The sequence below is a fragment of the Nocardia colli genome (assembly GCF_008704205.1).
Taxonomy (GTDB): Bacteria; Actinomycetota; Actinomycetes; order Mycobacteriales; family Mycobacteriaceae; genus Nocardia; species Nocardia colli.
The window spans coordinates 232,752-246,117 of sequence record NZ_VXLC01000021.1 but is presented as its reverse complement, the minus strand read 5'-3'; the positions used below and the strand labels follow the sequence as shown (position 1 = coordinate 246,117).

General features: G+C 67.1%; 14 protein-coding genes. 7 read left to right on the top strand and 7 right to left on the bottom strand.

What is annotated here, in order from left to right:
• Nucleotides 1–3: 3 nt before the first annotated feature.
• The 3 genes from F3087_RS35025 to F3087_RS35015 all read right to left on the bottom strand — a co-directional run bounded on the left by F3087_RS35025 (nucleotide 4) and on the right by F3087_RS35015 (nucleotide 2,293).
• Nucleotides 4–735 (bottom strand): PaaX family transcriptional regulator C-terminal domain-containing protein, encoded by a 732-nt coding sequence (locus F3087_RS35025; RefSeq protein ID WP_375909384.1) that lies wholly within the window; start codon nucleotides 733–735, stop codon nucleotides 4–6.
• 184 nt (nucleotides 736–919) lie between these two features.
• Nucleotides 920–1,252 (bottom strand): histone-like nucleoid-structuring protein Lsr2, encoded by a 333-nt coding sequence (locus tag F3087_RS35020; protein ID WP_150406398.1) that lies wholly within the window; start codon nucleotides 1,250–1,252, stop codon nucleotides 920–922.
• A gap of 168 nt (nucleotides 1,253–1,420) precedes the next feature.
• Nucleotides 1,421–2,293 carry a LysR family transcriptional regulator ArgP gene (locus F3087_RS35015; protein WP_150406397.1) on the bottom strand — a complete coding sequence of 291 codons (873 nt, stop codon included), beginning with the start codon at nucleotides 2,291–2,293 and terminating at the stop codon, nucleotides 1,421–1,423.
• Nucleotides 2,294–2,366: 73 nt separating this feature from the next.
• On the opposite strand from F3087_RS35015, the gene F3087_RS35010 reads away from it, so the two are divergent.
• Nucleotides 2,367–2,999 carry a LysE/ArgO family amino acid transporter gene (locus F3087_RS35010; protein WP_150406396.1) on the top strand — a complete coding sequence of 211 codons (633 nt, stop codon included), beginning with the start codon at nucleotides 2,367–2,369 and terminating at the stop codon, nucleotides 2,997–2,999.
• Nucleotides 3,000–3,248: 249 nt separating this feature from the next.
• The gene (gene mbp1 / locus F3087_RS35005) at nucleotides 3,249–3,500 is read left to right on the top strand and encodes a microaggregate-binding protein 1 (RefSeq protein ID WP_150406395.1); all 252 of its coding nucleotides are present in this window, start codon (nucleotides 3,249–3,251) and stop codon (nucleotides 3,498–3,500) included.
• Nucleotides 3,501–3,556: 56 nt separating this feature from the next.
• Here mbp1 and F3087_RS35000 read toward each other — a convergent pair whose 3' ends face one another.
• Together F3087_RS35000 and F3087_RS34995 are read right to left on the bottom strand one after the other, a co-directional pair.
• Entirely contained in the window at nucleotides 3,557–4,585 is a 1,029-nt protein-coding gene (locus tag F3087_RS35000) for an FAD-dependent oxidoreductase (RefSeq protein WP_150406394.1), read from the bottom strand.
• Nucleotides 4,586–4,647: 62 nt separating this feature from the next.
• Complete coding sequence (locus F3087_RS34995; protein ID WP_150406393.1) at nucleotides 4,648–5,862, bottom strand: lipase family protein; 1,215 nt, start codon at nucleotides 5,860–5,862, stop codon at nucleotides 4,648–4,650.
• Between the two features lie 236 nt (nucleotides 5,863–6,098).
• Here F3087_RS34995 and F3087_RS34990 point away from each other — a divergent pair, with 236 nt between their 5' ends.
• Nucleotides 6,099–7,118 (top strand): YdcF family protein, encoded by a 1,020-nt coding sequence (locus F3087_RS34990; protein ID WP_223885583.1) that lies wholly within the window; start codon nucleotides 6,099–6,101, stop codon nucleotides 7,116–7,118.
• A 3-nt stretch (nucleotides 7,119–7,121) separates the two neighbouring features.
• Here the strand turns inward: F3087_RS34990 and F3087_RS34985 are convergent, their stop codons facing one another.
• The gene (locus tag F3087_RS34985; RefSeq protein WP_150406391.1) at nucleotides 7,122–7,865 is read right to left on the bottom strand and encodes a glucose 1-dehydrogenase; all 744 of its coding nucleotides are present in this window, start codon (nucleotides 7,863–7,865) and stop codon (nucleotides 7,122–7,124) included.
• A gap of 306 nt (nucleotides 7,866–8,171) precedes the next feature.
• Between F3087_RS34985 and F3087_RS34980 the strand changes: the two genes are divergently transcribed.
• Together F3087_RS34980 and F3087_RS34975 are read left to right on the top strand one after the other, a co-directional pair.
• Nucleotides 8,172–8,630, top strand: coding sequence for a MaoC family dehydratase (locus F3087_RS34980; protein ID WP_150406390.1), 459 nt, complete (start codon nucleotides 8,172–8,174; stop codon nucleotides 8,628–8,630).
• Nucleotides 8,631–8,728: 98 nt separating this feature from the next.
• Nucleotides 8,729–9,625, top strand: a complete 897-nt coding sequence (locus tag F3087_RS34975; protein WP_150406389.1) for an alpha/beta fold hydrolase — start codon at nucleotides 8,729–8,731, stop codon at nucleotides 9,623–9,625.
• Nucleotides 9,626–9,664: 39 nt separating this feature from the next.
• On the opposite strand, the gene F3087_RS34970 is transcribed toward F3087_RS34975, so the two are convergent.
• Complete coding sequence (locus F3087_RS34970; protein ID WP_150406388.1) at nucleotides 9,665–11,056, bottom strand: WS/DGAT/MGAT family O-acyltransferase; 1,392 nt, start codon at nucleotides 11,054–11,056, stop codon at nucleotides 9,665–9,667.
• Nucleotides 11,057–11,314: 258 nt separating this feature from the next.
• On the opposite strand from F3087_RS34970, the gene F3087_RS34965 reads away from it, so the two are divergent.
• Together F3087_RS34965 and F3087_RS34960 are read left to right on the top strand one after the other, a co-directional pair.
• On the top strand, nucleotides 11,315–12,217 hold the full coding sequence (locus F3087_RS34965) for a metal-dependent hydrolase (RefSeq protein ID WP_150406387.1): 903 nt from the start codon (nucleotides 11,315–11,317) through the stop codon (nucleotides 12,215–12,217).
• A gap of 34 nt (nucleotides 12,218–12,251) precedes the next feature.
• Nucleotides 12,252–13,358 (top strand): PDR/VanB family oxidoreductase, encoded by a 1,107-nt coding sequence (locus F3087_RS34960; RefSeq protein WP_150406386.1) that lies wholly within the window; start codon nucleotides 12,252–12,254, stop codon nucleotides 13,356–13,358.
• The last annotated feature ends 8 nt before the right edge of the window (nucleotides 13,359–13,366 follow it).

The window sequence follows — 13,366 nt, the reverse complement described above, 5'->3', positions numbered from 1 at the left end:
CGATTACACATCCGACGTGACGAGCAGCTGTTCCGCGAATCCCATGAATTCGGTTCGGAACGCCGCGTATTCGGCGCGCAGCCGCAACCCGGGCCAGTCGGCGGGGAGCAACGGATCGGGGAGCAGCGGGTCGTCGAGAATATGCCGCACCGCCGCGGCCGCCACCTCGAACCGCTCCCGCATCGAGGAAGAACTGGCGAACTCACGTAGCAGCCGCTCCGCGTCGCGCGCCCAAAGTTGGGGCGCGAAAAGGGTTTCCGCCAGTTGCACCGGTGAATCCTGCGGCGCGGCGGTGAACACGGAAACTCGCCGGCTGGCATCCGGCCCGAGAACTATCTCGATGTTCGCGGGCCGGGTCCACACACCCTCGCGCAATTCACCGAGCCTGCGGGAGCGCATCGTGTCCCGGAAGGCGGTCCGAGCGGGCGCGTCGTCGCCGACGGCGGTCACCACCGCTAGAAACCATTCGCCGTCCCAGGCTTTCACCACGGGACTCACCGCGGCGTCCTGCCTGCGCTGCCGCTCGATCAATCGGTCGGAGAGCCGATATACACCGTTCGCGCGTTCCAGATCGCCCATGGCGACCATCCGGGTGAGCGCGACCCGCACGGCCGATTGTTGCAGTCCGAGTTCCTCGGCGACCGAAACGATCCAGCTCACCGGCGCTTCGGCCGGATGCGCGCCGAGCAACGCACTCAGAATTGCCGACCGAGCGGTCAGCTTTCGCACGCGCATCGCTACACACCCCGTCCTATCCGAGTCCGCGCCGGTCGAACTCCGGCCGCCGAACCCGGAATTCTACAGACGAACTCGGCTCGCCCTCGCGGTCCCGCCGCCGGACAACGCCTGCCCGAAGTCCGCGGCGACCGCCATGAACTGGCAATATGTCGGGTCGAGGGGACGAATCGACGTAGTTGTGCTAGTTCGCGTTGTTATATGCCGCAACAATGTCGGCCGGGATGCGGCCACGGGTCGATACGTTGTGCCCGTGCTTCCTGGCCCATTCGCGGATCGCGGCAGTTTGCTCGCGATCGGTCGCGGAGGTTGCTTTGCCGGTGCCTTTCCGCTTCAGCCGTCCGGTCTTGCGCGCCTTTTCCGCCCACGGCTCCAGGGTCACGCGCAGCTTGCCCGCGTTCTTGGTGGACAGATCGATCTCGTAGGCCACGCCATCGATCGAAAATTGAACTGTTTCATTCGCTTTCGACTTGCCGTCGTAGTCGTCGACCAGGGTGACGGTGACTTTCTTGGCCATGGGATGCGTCCTTCGCGTAGTCACGAGTAATTGCTCGGAATACTAATACCGTATCGCATCGAACTCGGCGAGGAGAAAAGTACTGTGGCGCAGAACTGCGCGATCAAGTGCTCGGAGCGCTTGCGAGCGCGAATGCGCGAGGCCGCACGCGCATCCGATAGGGGGTACTCAGCGCAGCGATTCTGCGGCGGTCGCGGCTATCGACGAGGCGACCGCGCTCAATGCCGGTGAGTCGAGCCGCCATTGCTGCCAGTACAGCGGGACATCGATGAATGCTTCGCCGTCGATGGCGACCAGCTCGGTGCTTCGAAATTTGTGAGTTTGCAGGTCCGGCAACATTCCCCAGCCCAATCCGAGCCGAACCGCGGCCAGGAATCCGCCCGAAGACGGGACGTAATGCCGCGGCGGATCGAGCGGGTGGCGACTGCGGCGGCGCAGGTGGCGGTCTTGCAGATCGTCTTTGCGGTCGAATAACACCACCGGTGCCGCCGCATATGCCTTGGCGGTCGCGCCGTCCCCGAACCAGGTGCGCGCGAATCGCGGTTCGGCCATCGGCCGATAGCGCATCGCGCCGAGCCGTTCGACCTTGCAGCCCTGCACCGGCGTGGAAGTAGCGGTGATGGCGGCCATGACCGTGCCGTCGCGGAGCAGCCGGGTGGTGTGTTCCTCGTCCTCGCGGTGAATTTCGAAACTGATGCCGGCCGGCGCCGCGGCGAGTGCGGGCAGCACCCAGGTTTCCAGTGAATCGGCGTTGACCGCGATGGGCAGCCGGGCCGGGCGATCGGCGTCGCCGAGTTCGTGCGCGGTGTCGCCGGTGAGCAGTTCGATCTGTCTGGCCAGCCGCAGCACGGCGAGCCCGGATTCGGTGGCGCACACCGGTTTTGTGCGCTGGACCAGGACGCGACCGGCCGCGTCCTCCAGTGCTTTGATCCGCTGGCTGACCGCGGACGGGGTGATCCGCAGGCGCTTGGCCGCGGCATCGAAGGTGCCCTCGGTGACCGCGGCATTCAAGGCGCGGAGCTGATCCAGCTGGAGATCCATATTAAGAAATCGTAATGGTAGTGCAGAATCTTTAGTTTGCCTGGGGATAATGCCGGCCCTAGCGTCGATGGATATGGAAGTCTCCTCGGCCGCCCTGGCGGCCCTGTCCGGACTCGGTTTCGGGCTCTCGCTGATTGTGGCCATCGGGGCGCAGAACGCGTTCGTGCTGCGCCAGGGGGTGCGCGGACAGCACGTCTTCGCGGTGGTCGCGGTGTGCGCGCTGTCGGACATCGTGCTGATCGGCGCGGGCGTCGGCGGATTCGGCGTGGTCGTGCAATCGGCGCCCGAAGTGGTCACGGTGGTGCGGTACGCGGGCGCCGCGTTCCTGCTCGGTTACGCGGTGCTCGCGGCCCGGCGGGCGTTCGCGGCGTCGGCGCTCACCGCCGGATCGACGGGTGCGACCGTCGCGCTCGGTGCCACGATCGCCACCTCGCTCGCCCTGACCTGGTTGAACCCGCACGTCTATCTGGACACGGTGGTGCTGCTCGGCTCCTTCGCCAATACCTACACGAGTCCGGATCGCTGGTTTCTGGGTGCGGGCGCGATGCTCGGCAGCGTTGTCTGGTTCACCGCCCTCGGTTACGGGGCGCGACTGCTCGGTCCGCTGTTCGCGCGTCCCGTCGCTTGGCGGGTACTGGATTCCGGCATTGCCGTGGTGATGACGCTGCTGGCCTTGGGGCTGTTGCTCGCGGGTCCGTCGGTGTGACGTCGAAACCCGTTGGTTTGCACCGCGACCTGCCCGCTCCGGTCCGGTAGACGAGCGAGATCCGCGATCCGACCGCGAAACTGAAATGTTGCCGGCGGGGTGCGGGTGAGTGCTGTTCGGCGAGAACGGGGTTGGCTGCGTCATGGCGTGACGGGAGACACAGCCCGCATCATGTCCCTTGCTGATTGACGGCAGAGGGGCCGGGTATGCGGCGAATGACCGCCCACACCCCTAGTTGGAGGAGTAGTCATGACCAAGCACGACAGCGGACCGCGCGAGGCAGTCGAGGGCGTCGTCGAGGACGTCAAGGGCAAAGCCAAGGAAGCCGCAGGCATCATCACCGGCAACGAAGGCCTGAAGAGCGAGGGCCGCGCCCAGCAGGACAAGGCCGAGTCCGAGCGCGAGGCAGCCAAGAAGGAAGCCGAGGCGGAGAAGGCTCGCGCCGAGGCCACCCTGAACGAGGCTCGCCAGAGCGCCTACGAGAGCGGCAAGGAATCCTGAGTCGCCTGAGCTTTCCGGCGGTGCGGGGACGATCACTTCGTCCCCGCGCCGCCGTTTTACGTTGCGCTGCGGAACATTTGGGCCGCTTCGGCCCACTCGTCGAGGATCCGGCGCCGGCGCTCGGCCATCGCGGCGGCCGGTGAGCCGCCGGAGGTGAGGGCTTCGGTCAGCGCGGCCGCGTCTTCGATGGCGTCGCGCGCGCCGACGCCTGCGGCCGGTGTGATGGCGTGATCCGCGTCGCCGCAAAGGATTACGGGAGTCTGCGGGGGACGTGCTTCGGCCAGCGGCACGGTGCGTGCGTTGGAGACGTGCACGATGTCGGTCGCGGCCAACATGGTCTCGGCGAGTTCCGGGATTGCGGTTGCGCCCGCCAGAATCTGCTTCGTCCAGCCGTCGATCGGCTGAGATCCGATGTCCTGCAACGCGAGTGGCCCGCGCGTGAGGCGAGTGAACCACACCGAGATCTCGTCGTTCCAGAAGTGCCCGAAGGTGCTGACCGGTCGGGCGTCGTCGTCGAGTTGCCGGTGGAAATGCAGGACGGACGGGTCGGTGCTCGGCCGGATCGGCTGGGCGGTGATGCCGTAGATGATGATCTGCCCGGAGTATTCGGCATTGCGCTCGGGTTCGAGGGTGCGCCGGGCGAGGGAGTCGATGCCGTCGGCGGCGATGATCACGTCGTCGGCCGGAACCGGGTCGGGTCCGCTGAAGAGCGTGCCCTCGGTGCTGTCGAGCTCGGTGATGGGGGTGCCGAAGTGGATGTCCGCCGTTGTGTCGGTGGCGAATTCGGTCAGCGCGCGCATGAGATCGGCGCGTAGGTACAGCCGGCGCCCGGTGCGGGTGTCGCTGCGGATCACTCCGGCCCGGTCGGCCGCGCGGAGCTCGGTCAGCTCGTGCGACGCTTTGTGCAGCCGGTCGATGCCGACACCCAATCTGGTCAGCGCGGCATGCGCCCGATCATCCAGTGCCAGAAAATGTCCCGCGCCGACGGCCGGCTGGCTCTCGTAGACCGTGACCGGCCGTTGCTCCCGCGCGAGCGCCCCAGCCAGCAACGTACCCGCGATTCCACCGCCGATGATCGTGACCATGTCCCCACTTTAGGTGCCGCCATCGGGGCGCGGCGGCGTCTCGCGCCCCGATGGTGGGATGATCAGCAGTCGTTCGGTGCGGGGATGCCGCGGAACCGGTCCTCGATCCAGGACACCGCGGCAGGTGCGCCGAGCACCGCGGTGGTCAGGTGGTCCGGGCTCGGAATCAGTTCCGACTGCACCCGTGCGCCGGCCGCACAGTAGCGCCGTACGGTGTTGTCGATCGAGGCCACCGGGATCAGCACGTCCTCCGTCGAACGCCATTGGTAGATCGGCATTTTCGGCACGCCGGCGTAGAGCTCCAGGCTGTTCTCCTCGAGCACCGAGCGCGCGCTCGGGTCGTCGGCCAACGAGGTGGAACTGGCCACATCCAGGACGTTGTGCCCGGCGCCGGCCGCCAGGATCTCGTTGGTGCAGCCGTTGGCGATCTGATCGCGGGTCGCCCGGCCGAAATCGTTGAGGTTGTCGCTGATCGGCAGCCGCGTCGGGTATTCCCGCTCGAGGCCGATGGCCGCCGCCAGCGCCAGCCCGAACGCGGGATGCCTGGAGTAGCCGAGGCCCTCGGTCATCTTCACCAGATTCATCGGGACGCCGCCCTCGGCCGCGCCGACGATATCGAGCTCCGGCGCGTAGGTCGGAGCCAGCGCGGCCGCCCAGCCGGTGGCCATGCCGCCGCCGGAGTAGCCGAACATCGCGACCGGGCTCTTCGCCAGGCCGAGCTCGTTGACCCTGCGGGCCGCGCGAATTCCGTCCAGGGTGATCATGCCGCCCAGCTTGGCCGCGCCGTAGGCGCTGGTCGGGCCGAGATGATCGGGTAGCGCCACCGACCAGCCGCGCAGCAGCACCGTGTTGAGCGCGGGCGCTTCGCGCACAGCGAGATTCGGGTCGCCGGTGTAGAGCACCCGCGAGACCGCGCACTGGGTGCCGAGGCCGTTGATGATGTGCTGGTAGGACAGCAGCGGGCCGCCGGGGGCATGGTTGTGCGGGGTCAGCACCGTGCTGGTGGCCGCGATCGGATTGCCCGCCGAATTGGTGGAGCGGAACTTGATCATCGTGACGGTGGTGCCGGGAAATCCGAGCAGCGGCGGCATCGGGCGCACGGCGAGCACGTCACCGGCGCCGAACCGATCCAGATCGGGCGGCGCCGCGTAGAAGGGGTCGGGGTCCGGCGCGGGATAGATCGGTTGTGCCGCAGCGGTACCCGGCACGACGGCCACGTGTGCGACCGATATCAGCAGGGCGACAACGGCGAGCGCGGGGCGGATGTGTCGAAGCATGGCGATGAGCGACTCCCATTCATCACGACATTCACGGGGGATTGTTGGGCATGCCGAAAGTCGAATAATCCGAAGAGTGGCCGCGAATAGTCGCCCGGCCGGTATTCGGACGAGCGACACGATATGGGACAAAGGGAAAGCCGGGAGGGAGCCGCGCCGTGCGGGGCGGTCGATCGGCGGGCGGCGGCGTGGCATCGCCGCACGGTTGCCGCCGCGCCGGTTACGGTGGTTCGGTGATGCTGCTCGTGATCGGCTTGGTCCTGCTCGGCGTCTTCCTGCTGAGGTTCCGCAGCGACCGGCGACGGCTGAGCAACGGGGTATTTCTGCTGCTCGGACTGGCATTCACCGGTGTGTGGGCGATCGGGTCCGGCGCTCAGGGCGATCTGCCCGTAGTGCTGGCCGGCCTGCTGGTGCTGCTGTCACCACTGCTCGTGCTGGTGCTCGCCGGGTTGCTGATGGTCAACGGCGGGCAGATGATTCGGCGCGAAGGGCTGCGGATCGCGAACCTGCTGCCGCTCGCGCTCGGCGTCGTGCTGCTGGTGCCGTACGTGTTGCTCGCGGTGGCGATTTTCACCGGCGGCATCTGGTCCATCGTGATTCTGACGTCGGGGACCATGGCGGTGAGTTACGTCGGATTCCTGTTCGCCAGCTTCCTGTTGTATTCGATGTTCTACGGCGCGTTGCCCTATCGGCCGGGCATGGACGCGATCGTCGTGCACGGCTCCGGGCTGGTCGGCGCGCGGGTGCCGCCGCTGCTGGCGAGCCGCCTGGATCGGGCCATCGAGGTGTACCGCGCCGAACTCGCGGCGGGGCGGCGGCCGCTGCTGATCACCAGCGGCGGAAAGGGTTCCGACGAGACGGTCTCGGAGGCCTCGGCGATGGCCGGGTACCTCGTCGACCAGGGCGTGCCCGCGGACAGCGTTGTGCTGGAGGACCGTTCGACGACCACGCGGGAAAACCTGCTCTACACCAAGCGATTACTGGGCGAGCGCGGCGAGTCCACCCGAATGGTGCTGGTGACCAGCAACTTCCACATCCTGCGTACGGCGATCCTGGCCCGGCGCCTCGACCTCGATGCCGAGGTGACCGGCGCCAAGACCGCCTTCTACTACCTGCCCTCGGCGATCTTGCGCGAGTTCGCGGCGATCGTGGTCGCCTACAAGTGGATCAACGTGATCGCCTGCCTCGCGTTGATGGCGCTGCCGGTGCTCGCGCTGGTGCTGACCCGCGATCTGCCGCATCACTACGGCGACTGAGGTCTAGTCGAAGGTCTTGTGCGGGACGCCTACGGTGAGGCCGCCGTCGATGATGAATTCGGCGCCGGTCGAATAGGACGATTCGTCGCTGGCCAGGAAGGTGATCAGCGCGGCCACCTCGGACGGGTCGGCGGCGCGGCCCAGCGGGATCTGCAGGAAATCCGCCGGAATGCCCTCGGTCATCGGCGTGGTGATCAGGCCGGGGTGCACCGAGTTGACCCGAATGTTGAACTGCGCCAGCTCGAGTGCCGTCGACTTGGTCAGGCCGCGGACGGCGAATTTGGTCGCGACGTAGCCGTGCAGGCCGGGGCTGCCGCGCAGGCCTTCGACGGAGGAGATGTTGATGATCGAGCCGCCGCCAGCCTCCTTCATCGCGGGTGTGGCGGCCTGCATGCCGAGGAACGTTCCGGTGAGGTTGATGTCGATGATCCGCTGCCACTCGGCCAGTTCGAAGTCGACGAGCAGGTTGCCGTTGGCGATGCCCGCATTGTTGACCAGCACGTTCAGCGATCCGAACCGCTGCACCGCCTCGGCGACCGCGCCCTGCCAGTCGGCCGGCTCGCGCACGTCGAGGTGCACGTAGGCGGCGGCGTCGCCCAGTTCCTTGGCGATCGCGGCGCCCTCGTCGTCGAGCAGGTCGCCGAGGACGACCCGGGCGTCCTCGGCCACCATGGCCTTGGCGTGCGCCGCGCCCATGCCGCGGGCCCCGCCGCTGATCAATGCCACCTTGCCGGTCAACCGCCCCATCGAGGCACCTCCGTCTCTCGTCCGTCCACGCCAACGTACTAGAACACGTTACAGAATTGCGCCGAATCGAGTGTTGGCCTCAGGGTCGATCGTGCCATATCGGGGCCGTGGGGGCGGAAAGTTATTGCGGGTCAGTGTCTTCGGCTGATCGACCCGCCGAAGCGCTGGTCATCGCCACGCTCGCGGCGCGGGAGGCGGTTTCTGATTCCGCGCCGCGAGCACTGTCAGTCTACATTGTCTCAGACAGTGATTCGGGCCTTTTTGATCCGCTGGCCGGGGTGGGTCGTTCGTTTTAGGGTTTCTGGTATGAGCGAGCCCACCGTCTTCACCATGGAATCGCTGCGCAAGGCCGCGGGTACCGACCTCGGCGTGAGCGGCTGGATCGAGATCGGCCAGGAACGGATCACCGCCTTCGCCGAGGCGACCGAGGATCGGCAGTGGATCCACGTCGATCCGGAGCGGGCGGCCGCGGGGCCGTACGGCACCACGATCGCGCACGGATATCTGACCCTGTCGCTGCTCCCGGCGATCATGCGGGAGATCTTCGAAATCTCCGACGCCGGTGCGCGGATCAACTACGGCCTCAACAAGGTTCGGTTCCCGGCGCCGGTGCCGGCCGGTTCGCGCATCCGCGGCCGGGCCACGATCGTCAGTGTCGACGAGGTGCCCGGCGGGCTCCAGGTCGTGATCGCGACGGTCATCGAGGGCGATGGCTCGGACAAGCCCGCCTGCATCGCCGAATCCATCGTCCGCGCCCTCGGCTGAGCACTCGCTGTCGCATCCCGCCGTTGCCGGGCTTCGTGCTGTGGCATCATCGTGTGTAGAACACGTTCTAATTCTGTCCGCGATACGCGGGAGGCGCGATGACGAACTCACGATCCTCGGCGGCGCTGCGGCGCTTCGCCAGGCGAGTGCCGGATAACGCCGAGGTGCCCGGCGGGCGGCTGGTCGAACTGCCCGGGCGCGGACGCACGTATGTGGTCGATACCGGCGGGCCTGCGGATGCGCCGGCGCTGGTCCTGTTGCACGGCACCGGATGTACCGCGTATCTGAACTGGTTTCCGGCGCTGGCGGAGCTGTCCGAGCGCTATCGGGTGATCCTGTTCGATCAGCGCTGGCACGGTCGTGGGATTCGCTCCCCGCGCTTCTCGGTGGATGACTGCGCCGACGACGTGGTCGCGGTGCTCGACGCGCTCGGCGTGGAACAGGCTGTCTGCGCGGGATATTCGCTCGGCGGGGTAGTGAGTCTGGCTGCCGCGCAACGGCATCCGGATCGGGTGAGCGGACTCGTGTTGTGTTCCACGCCGTATCGGTTCCAGGAGAAGTGGCGCGAGCGCGCCTTTCATCGAGTCTTCGGTGCCTTCGCCGACGCGGTCGGACCGTATTCCTTCCGGCGCACCGAGGAATTGGCGGGGCGGCTACCGGAGCTGCCGGAAATCGCCTGGGCGCCGGGCCGATTGGACCGATGGGCGCTCACCGAACTGCGCAGTACCAGCGGCTGGGCGATCACCCAGGTGATCGGCGAGGTCGGCCGATTCGATGCGACGGACTGGCTGTCGACCCTGAAAATGCCGACCGCGGTGGTGATCACGACGCAGGACCGGGCGATCCCGGTCTATCGGCAGTTGGAGATGGCAACCATGATTCCCGGCGCGAGCATTCATCTGCTCAAGGGCGGGCATGCGGCCTGCGTGCTGGAGGCGGATCTGTTCGTGCCCGCGCTGCTCGAGGCCTGCGCGGCGGTCGCCGCGAGATTGTGAGGCACTGTTCGGCGGCAATGGCGAACAGAGCCCGGTGGATCAGCCCAATTTGCGTGCGGCGGCGAGCAATTCGTCCACGACCACGGGCACCGCGTCGGCGAGCTCGCTGATGTCGGGCACCAATTCCTTGCAGGCGATGAAGCCGAAGTCCAGGTCGTCGTTGTTGGAGATCACGGTCACCGTGAGTCCCGCGCCGTGAAAGACCGGACCGAACGGATACATTCCGTCCACCCGCACGCCGAGGAAGTACAGCGGCATCGGCGGGCCCGGCACGTTCGACACCACCAGGTTGTGCACCACCGGATGCCGCTCGGCCAGCTTCAGTGACGAGTACACCCGCGCCGCGAGCTGAAAGGTGTTCGGCGGGGCGTACTTCGACCAGTCCTGGAGGAAGTCCGCGCCGATCAGGTCGTGTTCGGCCTTCGCGCCGCGGTTGTCCTCGGCTACCTGCCGCAGGCGTTCGACCGGATCCGCGATATCGGTGCCGAGCCGGGCGAACAGCGTGGACACCTTGTTGATGCCCGCGGTGTGCCTGGTCGATTCGTGCACCGACACCGGCACCGACGCGACCAGCGAACGGTCCGGCAGTTCGTCGTGCTTCTCCAGGTAGGCGCGCAGCACCCCGGCCACGATGGTCAGCACCACGTCGTTGATCTTCACCCCGAACGCGGACTTGATCTCCTTGATCGCCCCGAGTTCGGCCTCGGTGAACGCGACCGCGCGATGCGGGGTGATGGCCAGGTTGAACGGGGTGCGCGGCGCGGAGAACGGCAACGCCATGCCCGCCTTGTCGGTGCGCCGCCGGTTCGCGAAACCGGCCACCAGACCGAGGGTCTTCGGCACCATGCCGACGATGCCCGCCTTGGTCGGGAACTTGACCACCGCCTTGGCCAGCAGCTGCCAGTCGTTCGGACTCGCCTCCGGCCGCCACTGCGCGGCGGGCGGCGTCTTGGCCGCGTTCGGCTCCAGATCGCACAGGTGCATCATCATGTTCGTGCCGGTGATGCCGTCCACCGCGGCGTGGTGGTACTTGCAGATCACCGCGATCTTGCCGTCGTCGAGGCCCTCGACCACCGACATCTCCCAGAGCGGGCGGTCGCGGTCCATCGGGCGGCTGGCGATGTCGCCGACCAGTTCGGCCAGTTCGCGCCGATCGGCCGGGGCGGCGATGCCGATGCGCCGAATGTGATAGTCCAGGTCGAAGTTCTGATCCTCGACCCAGACCGGGTGATCGAGGTTGAACGGCACCTCGTAGACGCGGCGGCGCATCTGCGGGATCAGGGGTAGCCGCCGGCCGAGTTCGGCCTTGAATTTCTCGAATGAATAGTCCCCTGAGCTGGGATCGAGGATCAGCAGCGCACACACGTGCAGGTGCTGGGTCCCGGTTTCCAAGTAGAGAAAGCTGGCATCCAATCCGGTTAGTCGCTCCATAGCAAAAGCGTACTAGAACGCGTTCTAGTTTTTGGTTGAACGAGCGCGAGGTGGGTCACAGTGATGCGCTCTATTGTCAAGCGGGCTAACGCTATTGAGTGCGGCGCGCACGGCTGTCGTTTGCGCAGTTCGGGCGGCCGGGTGTGCAATATGTGCTGCTACAGATCTTTATGTAACCGAGGGTTTCATGTATGTGTATGATGATTGCTACGGCCATGCAGGAAGGCGCGCGACGACGTAGTCGTGAGAGGAGTACCGATGAAGCTACTTCGTAGAGGTGAGCGACGACCGGACATCGATCCGGGCGAGGTCGCGCTGCACGCACGCAACGTGCAGTTCCAGTGGGCGGATACGCCGCTGCACTGGATGCCCGAGGAGCCGATCGCCTCACACCTGATCAATTCGCTGAATCTGCTGCTGCCCGAGGGCGAGCGCATGTTCTGTGCCACCTACACCGAGGCGCTGCCGTTCGTGAAGGACGACAAGCTGCGCGAGGCCATGCTCGGCTTCATCGGCCAGGAATCCATGCACGCCGAGACGCACGACAAGGTGCTCACCGAGGTGCTCGCCGCGCACGGCATCGACCCGGAACCCTATGTGCGCCAGGCCGAGTACCTGTTCCGCAAGACGCTGGGACCCCGGGCGAACGAGGGCGTCGCGCAGCGGCAGACGCTGGTCGAGCGACTTGCCTTCATCGCCTGCCTGGAACACTTCTTCGCCTATCTCGGCGACTGGGTGCTCAACGCGAACCTGGAGCAGTTCGAGGCCGACCCGCGGATCGCGGATCTGTTCCGCTGGCACGGCGCCGAGGAGGTCGAGCATCGGCATGTCGCGCACGATGTGGCCGTCTACTTCGGTGTCGGCTACGTGCGGCGAGTGGCGATCATGACGCTGGTCTTCCCGATCTTCATCACCCTGGTGGTGCGCGGCACCAAGTTCATGGTGCATCAGGATCCGGAGCTGCCCGACCTCGGTTACCCGCGGCTGATCAAGCGCGTGTTCGGCGCGATGTGGCGCGGCGCGCTGCCCGGCGTGCCGTCGCTGCTGTGGAGTGCGCTGTCGACGATCAAGCCCGGCTACGATCCCGAGTCGGTCGGATCGACCGCGCAAGCGGTGGCTTATCTCGCCAAGTCGCCTGCCGCGCAAGCGATTGCGTCGTGAATCGGGGACAGTGCGGCGTGGGCGGGGTGCGGTGGTGAACCTACGTCCGGTCCCGGAACAGCTGCCCGCCGATCTGTTCGGCAAGCGTGATCAGGATCGGGCCGTGCGGGTGCTCGACGCGGTCGCTTCGGCGCGGCTGAAGTGGACCACCATGATCAACCGGCGCGACCTCTCGCCGCGCGTGGACGACCACCGGCTGGCGCTGGTGGTGACCGAGCGGCGGATCGAGGCGCACGACCAGGACGTGGTGAGCCTGCGGCTGGAGGCGCCGGACCGGCGGGAACTGCCGCCGTGGCGGGCCGGCGCGCACCTGGATCTGGAACTGCCCTCGGGACGGTTGCGGCAGTACTCGCTGTGCGGCGATCCGGCCGACACCCGCGCGTATCGGGTTGCGGTGCGGCGTATTCCGGACGGACTCGGCGGGTCGGTGGAGGTGCACGACGGGTTACCGGTCGGCGCGCCGATCATCGTGCGCGGGCCGCGCAATGCCTTCCCGTTCGCGGTGCCGGGTCACGGATCACCCGCTGCCCGTTTGCATTTCATCGCCGGTGGGATCGGGATCACGCCGATCCTGCCGATGGCGCGATTGGCGCAGCGGCTCGGTATCGACTGGTCGATGGTCTATACCGGGCGCAACCGGGACACCATTCCGTTCCTCGACGAGATCGCCGGATTCGGTGATCGGGTCACCGTGCGCACGGACGACGAGCACGGCCTGCCCGACGCCGCCGCGTTGCTGCCCGGCGTCGCGGCCGACACCGCGGTCTACTGCTGCGGTCCGGTGCCGATGACCAACGCGGTCGCGGCCGCCATTCGCGAAATGCCCGGGGTGGAACTGCATTCCGAGCGGTTCTCGCCGCCGCCGATCGTGAACGGCGTGCCGTTCGAGATCCAGTTCGCCTCCACCGGCGAGGTGATCGAGGTAGCCGCGGATCGCTCCGCGCTCGACACCATCCTGGAGACCCGGCCGGATCGCCCCTACTCGTGCCGCCAAGGCTTCTGCCGCACCTGCAAGGTGCGGGTGCTGTCCGGTGAACCGGAGCATCGCGAAACCGTGCTCACCGCAGCCGAACACGAGGCCGGCGAGATGCTCGTCTGCGTATCCCGTTCGCCCGGTGGGCGACTGGTGCTCGATCTGTAAACCCGACC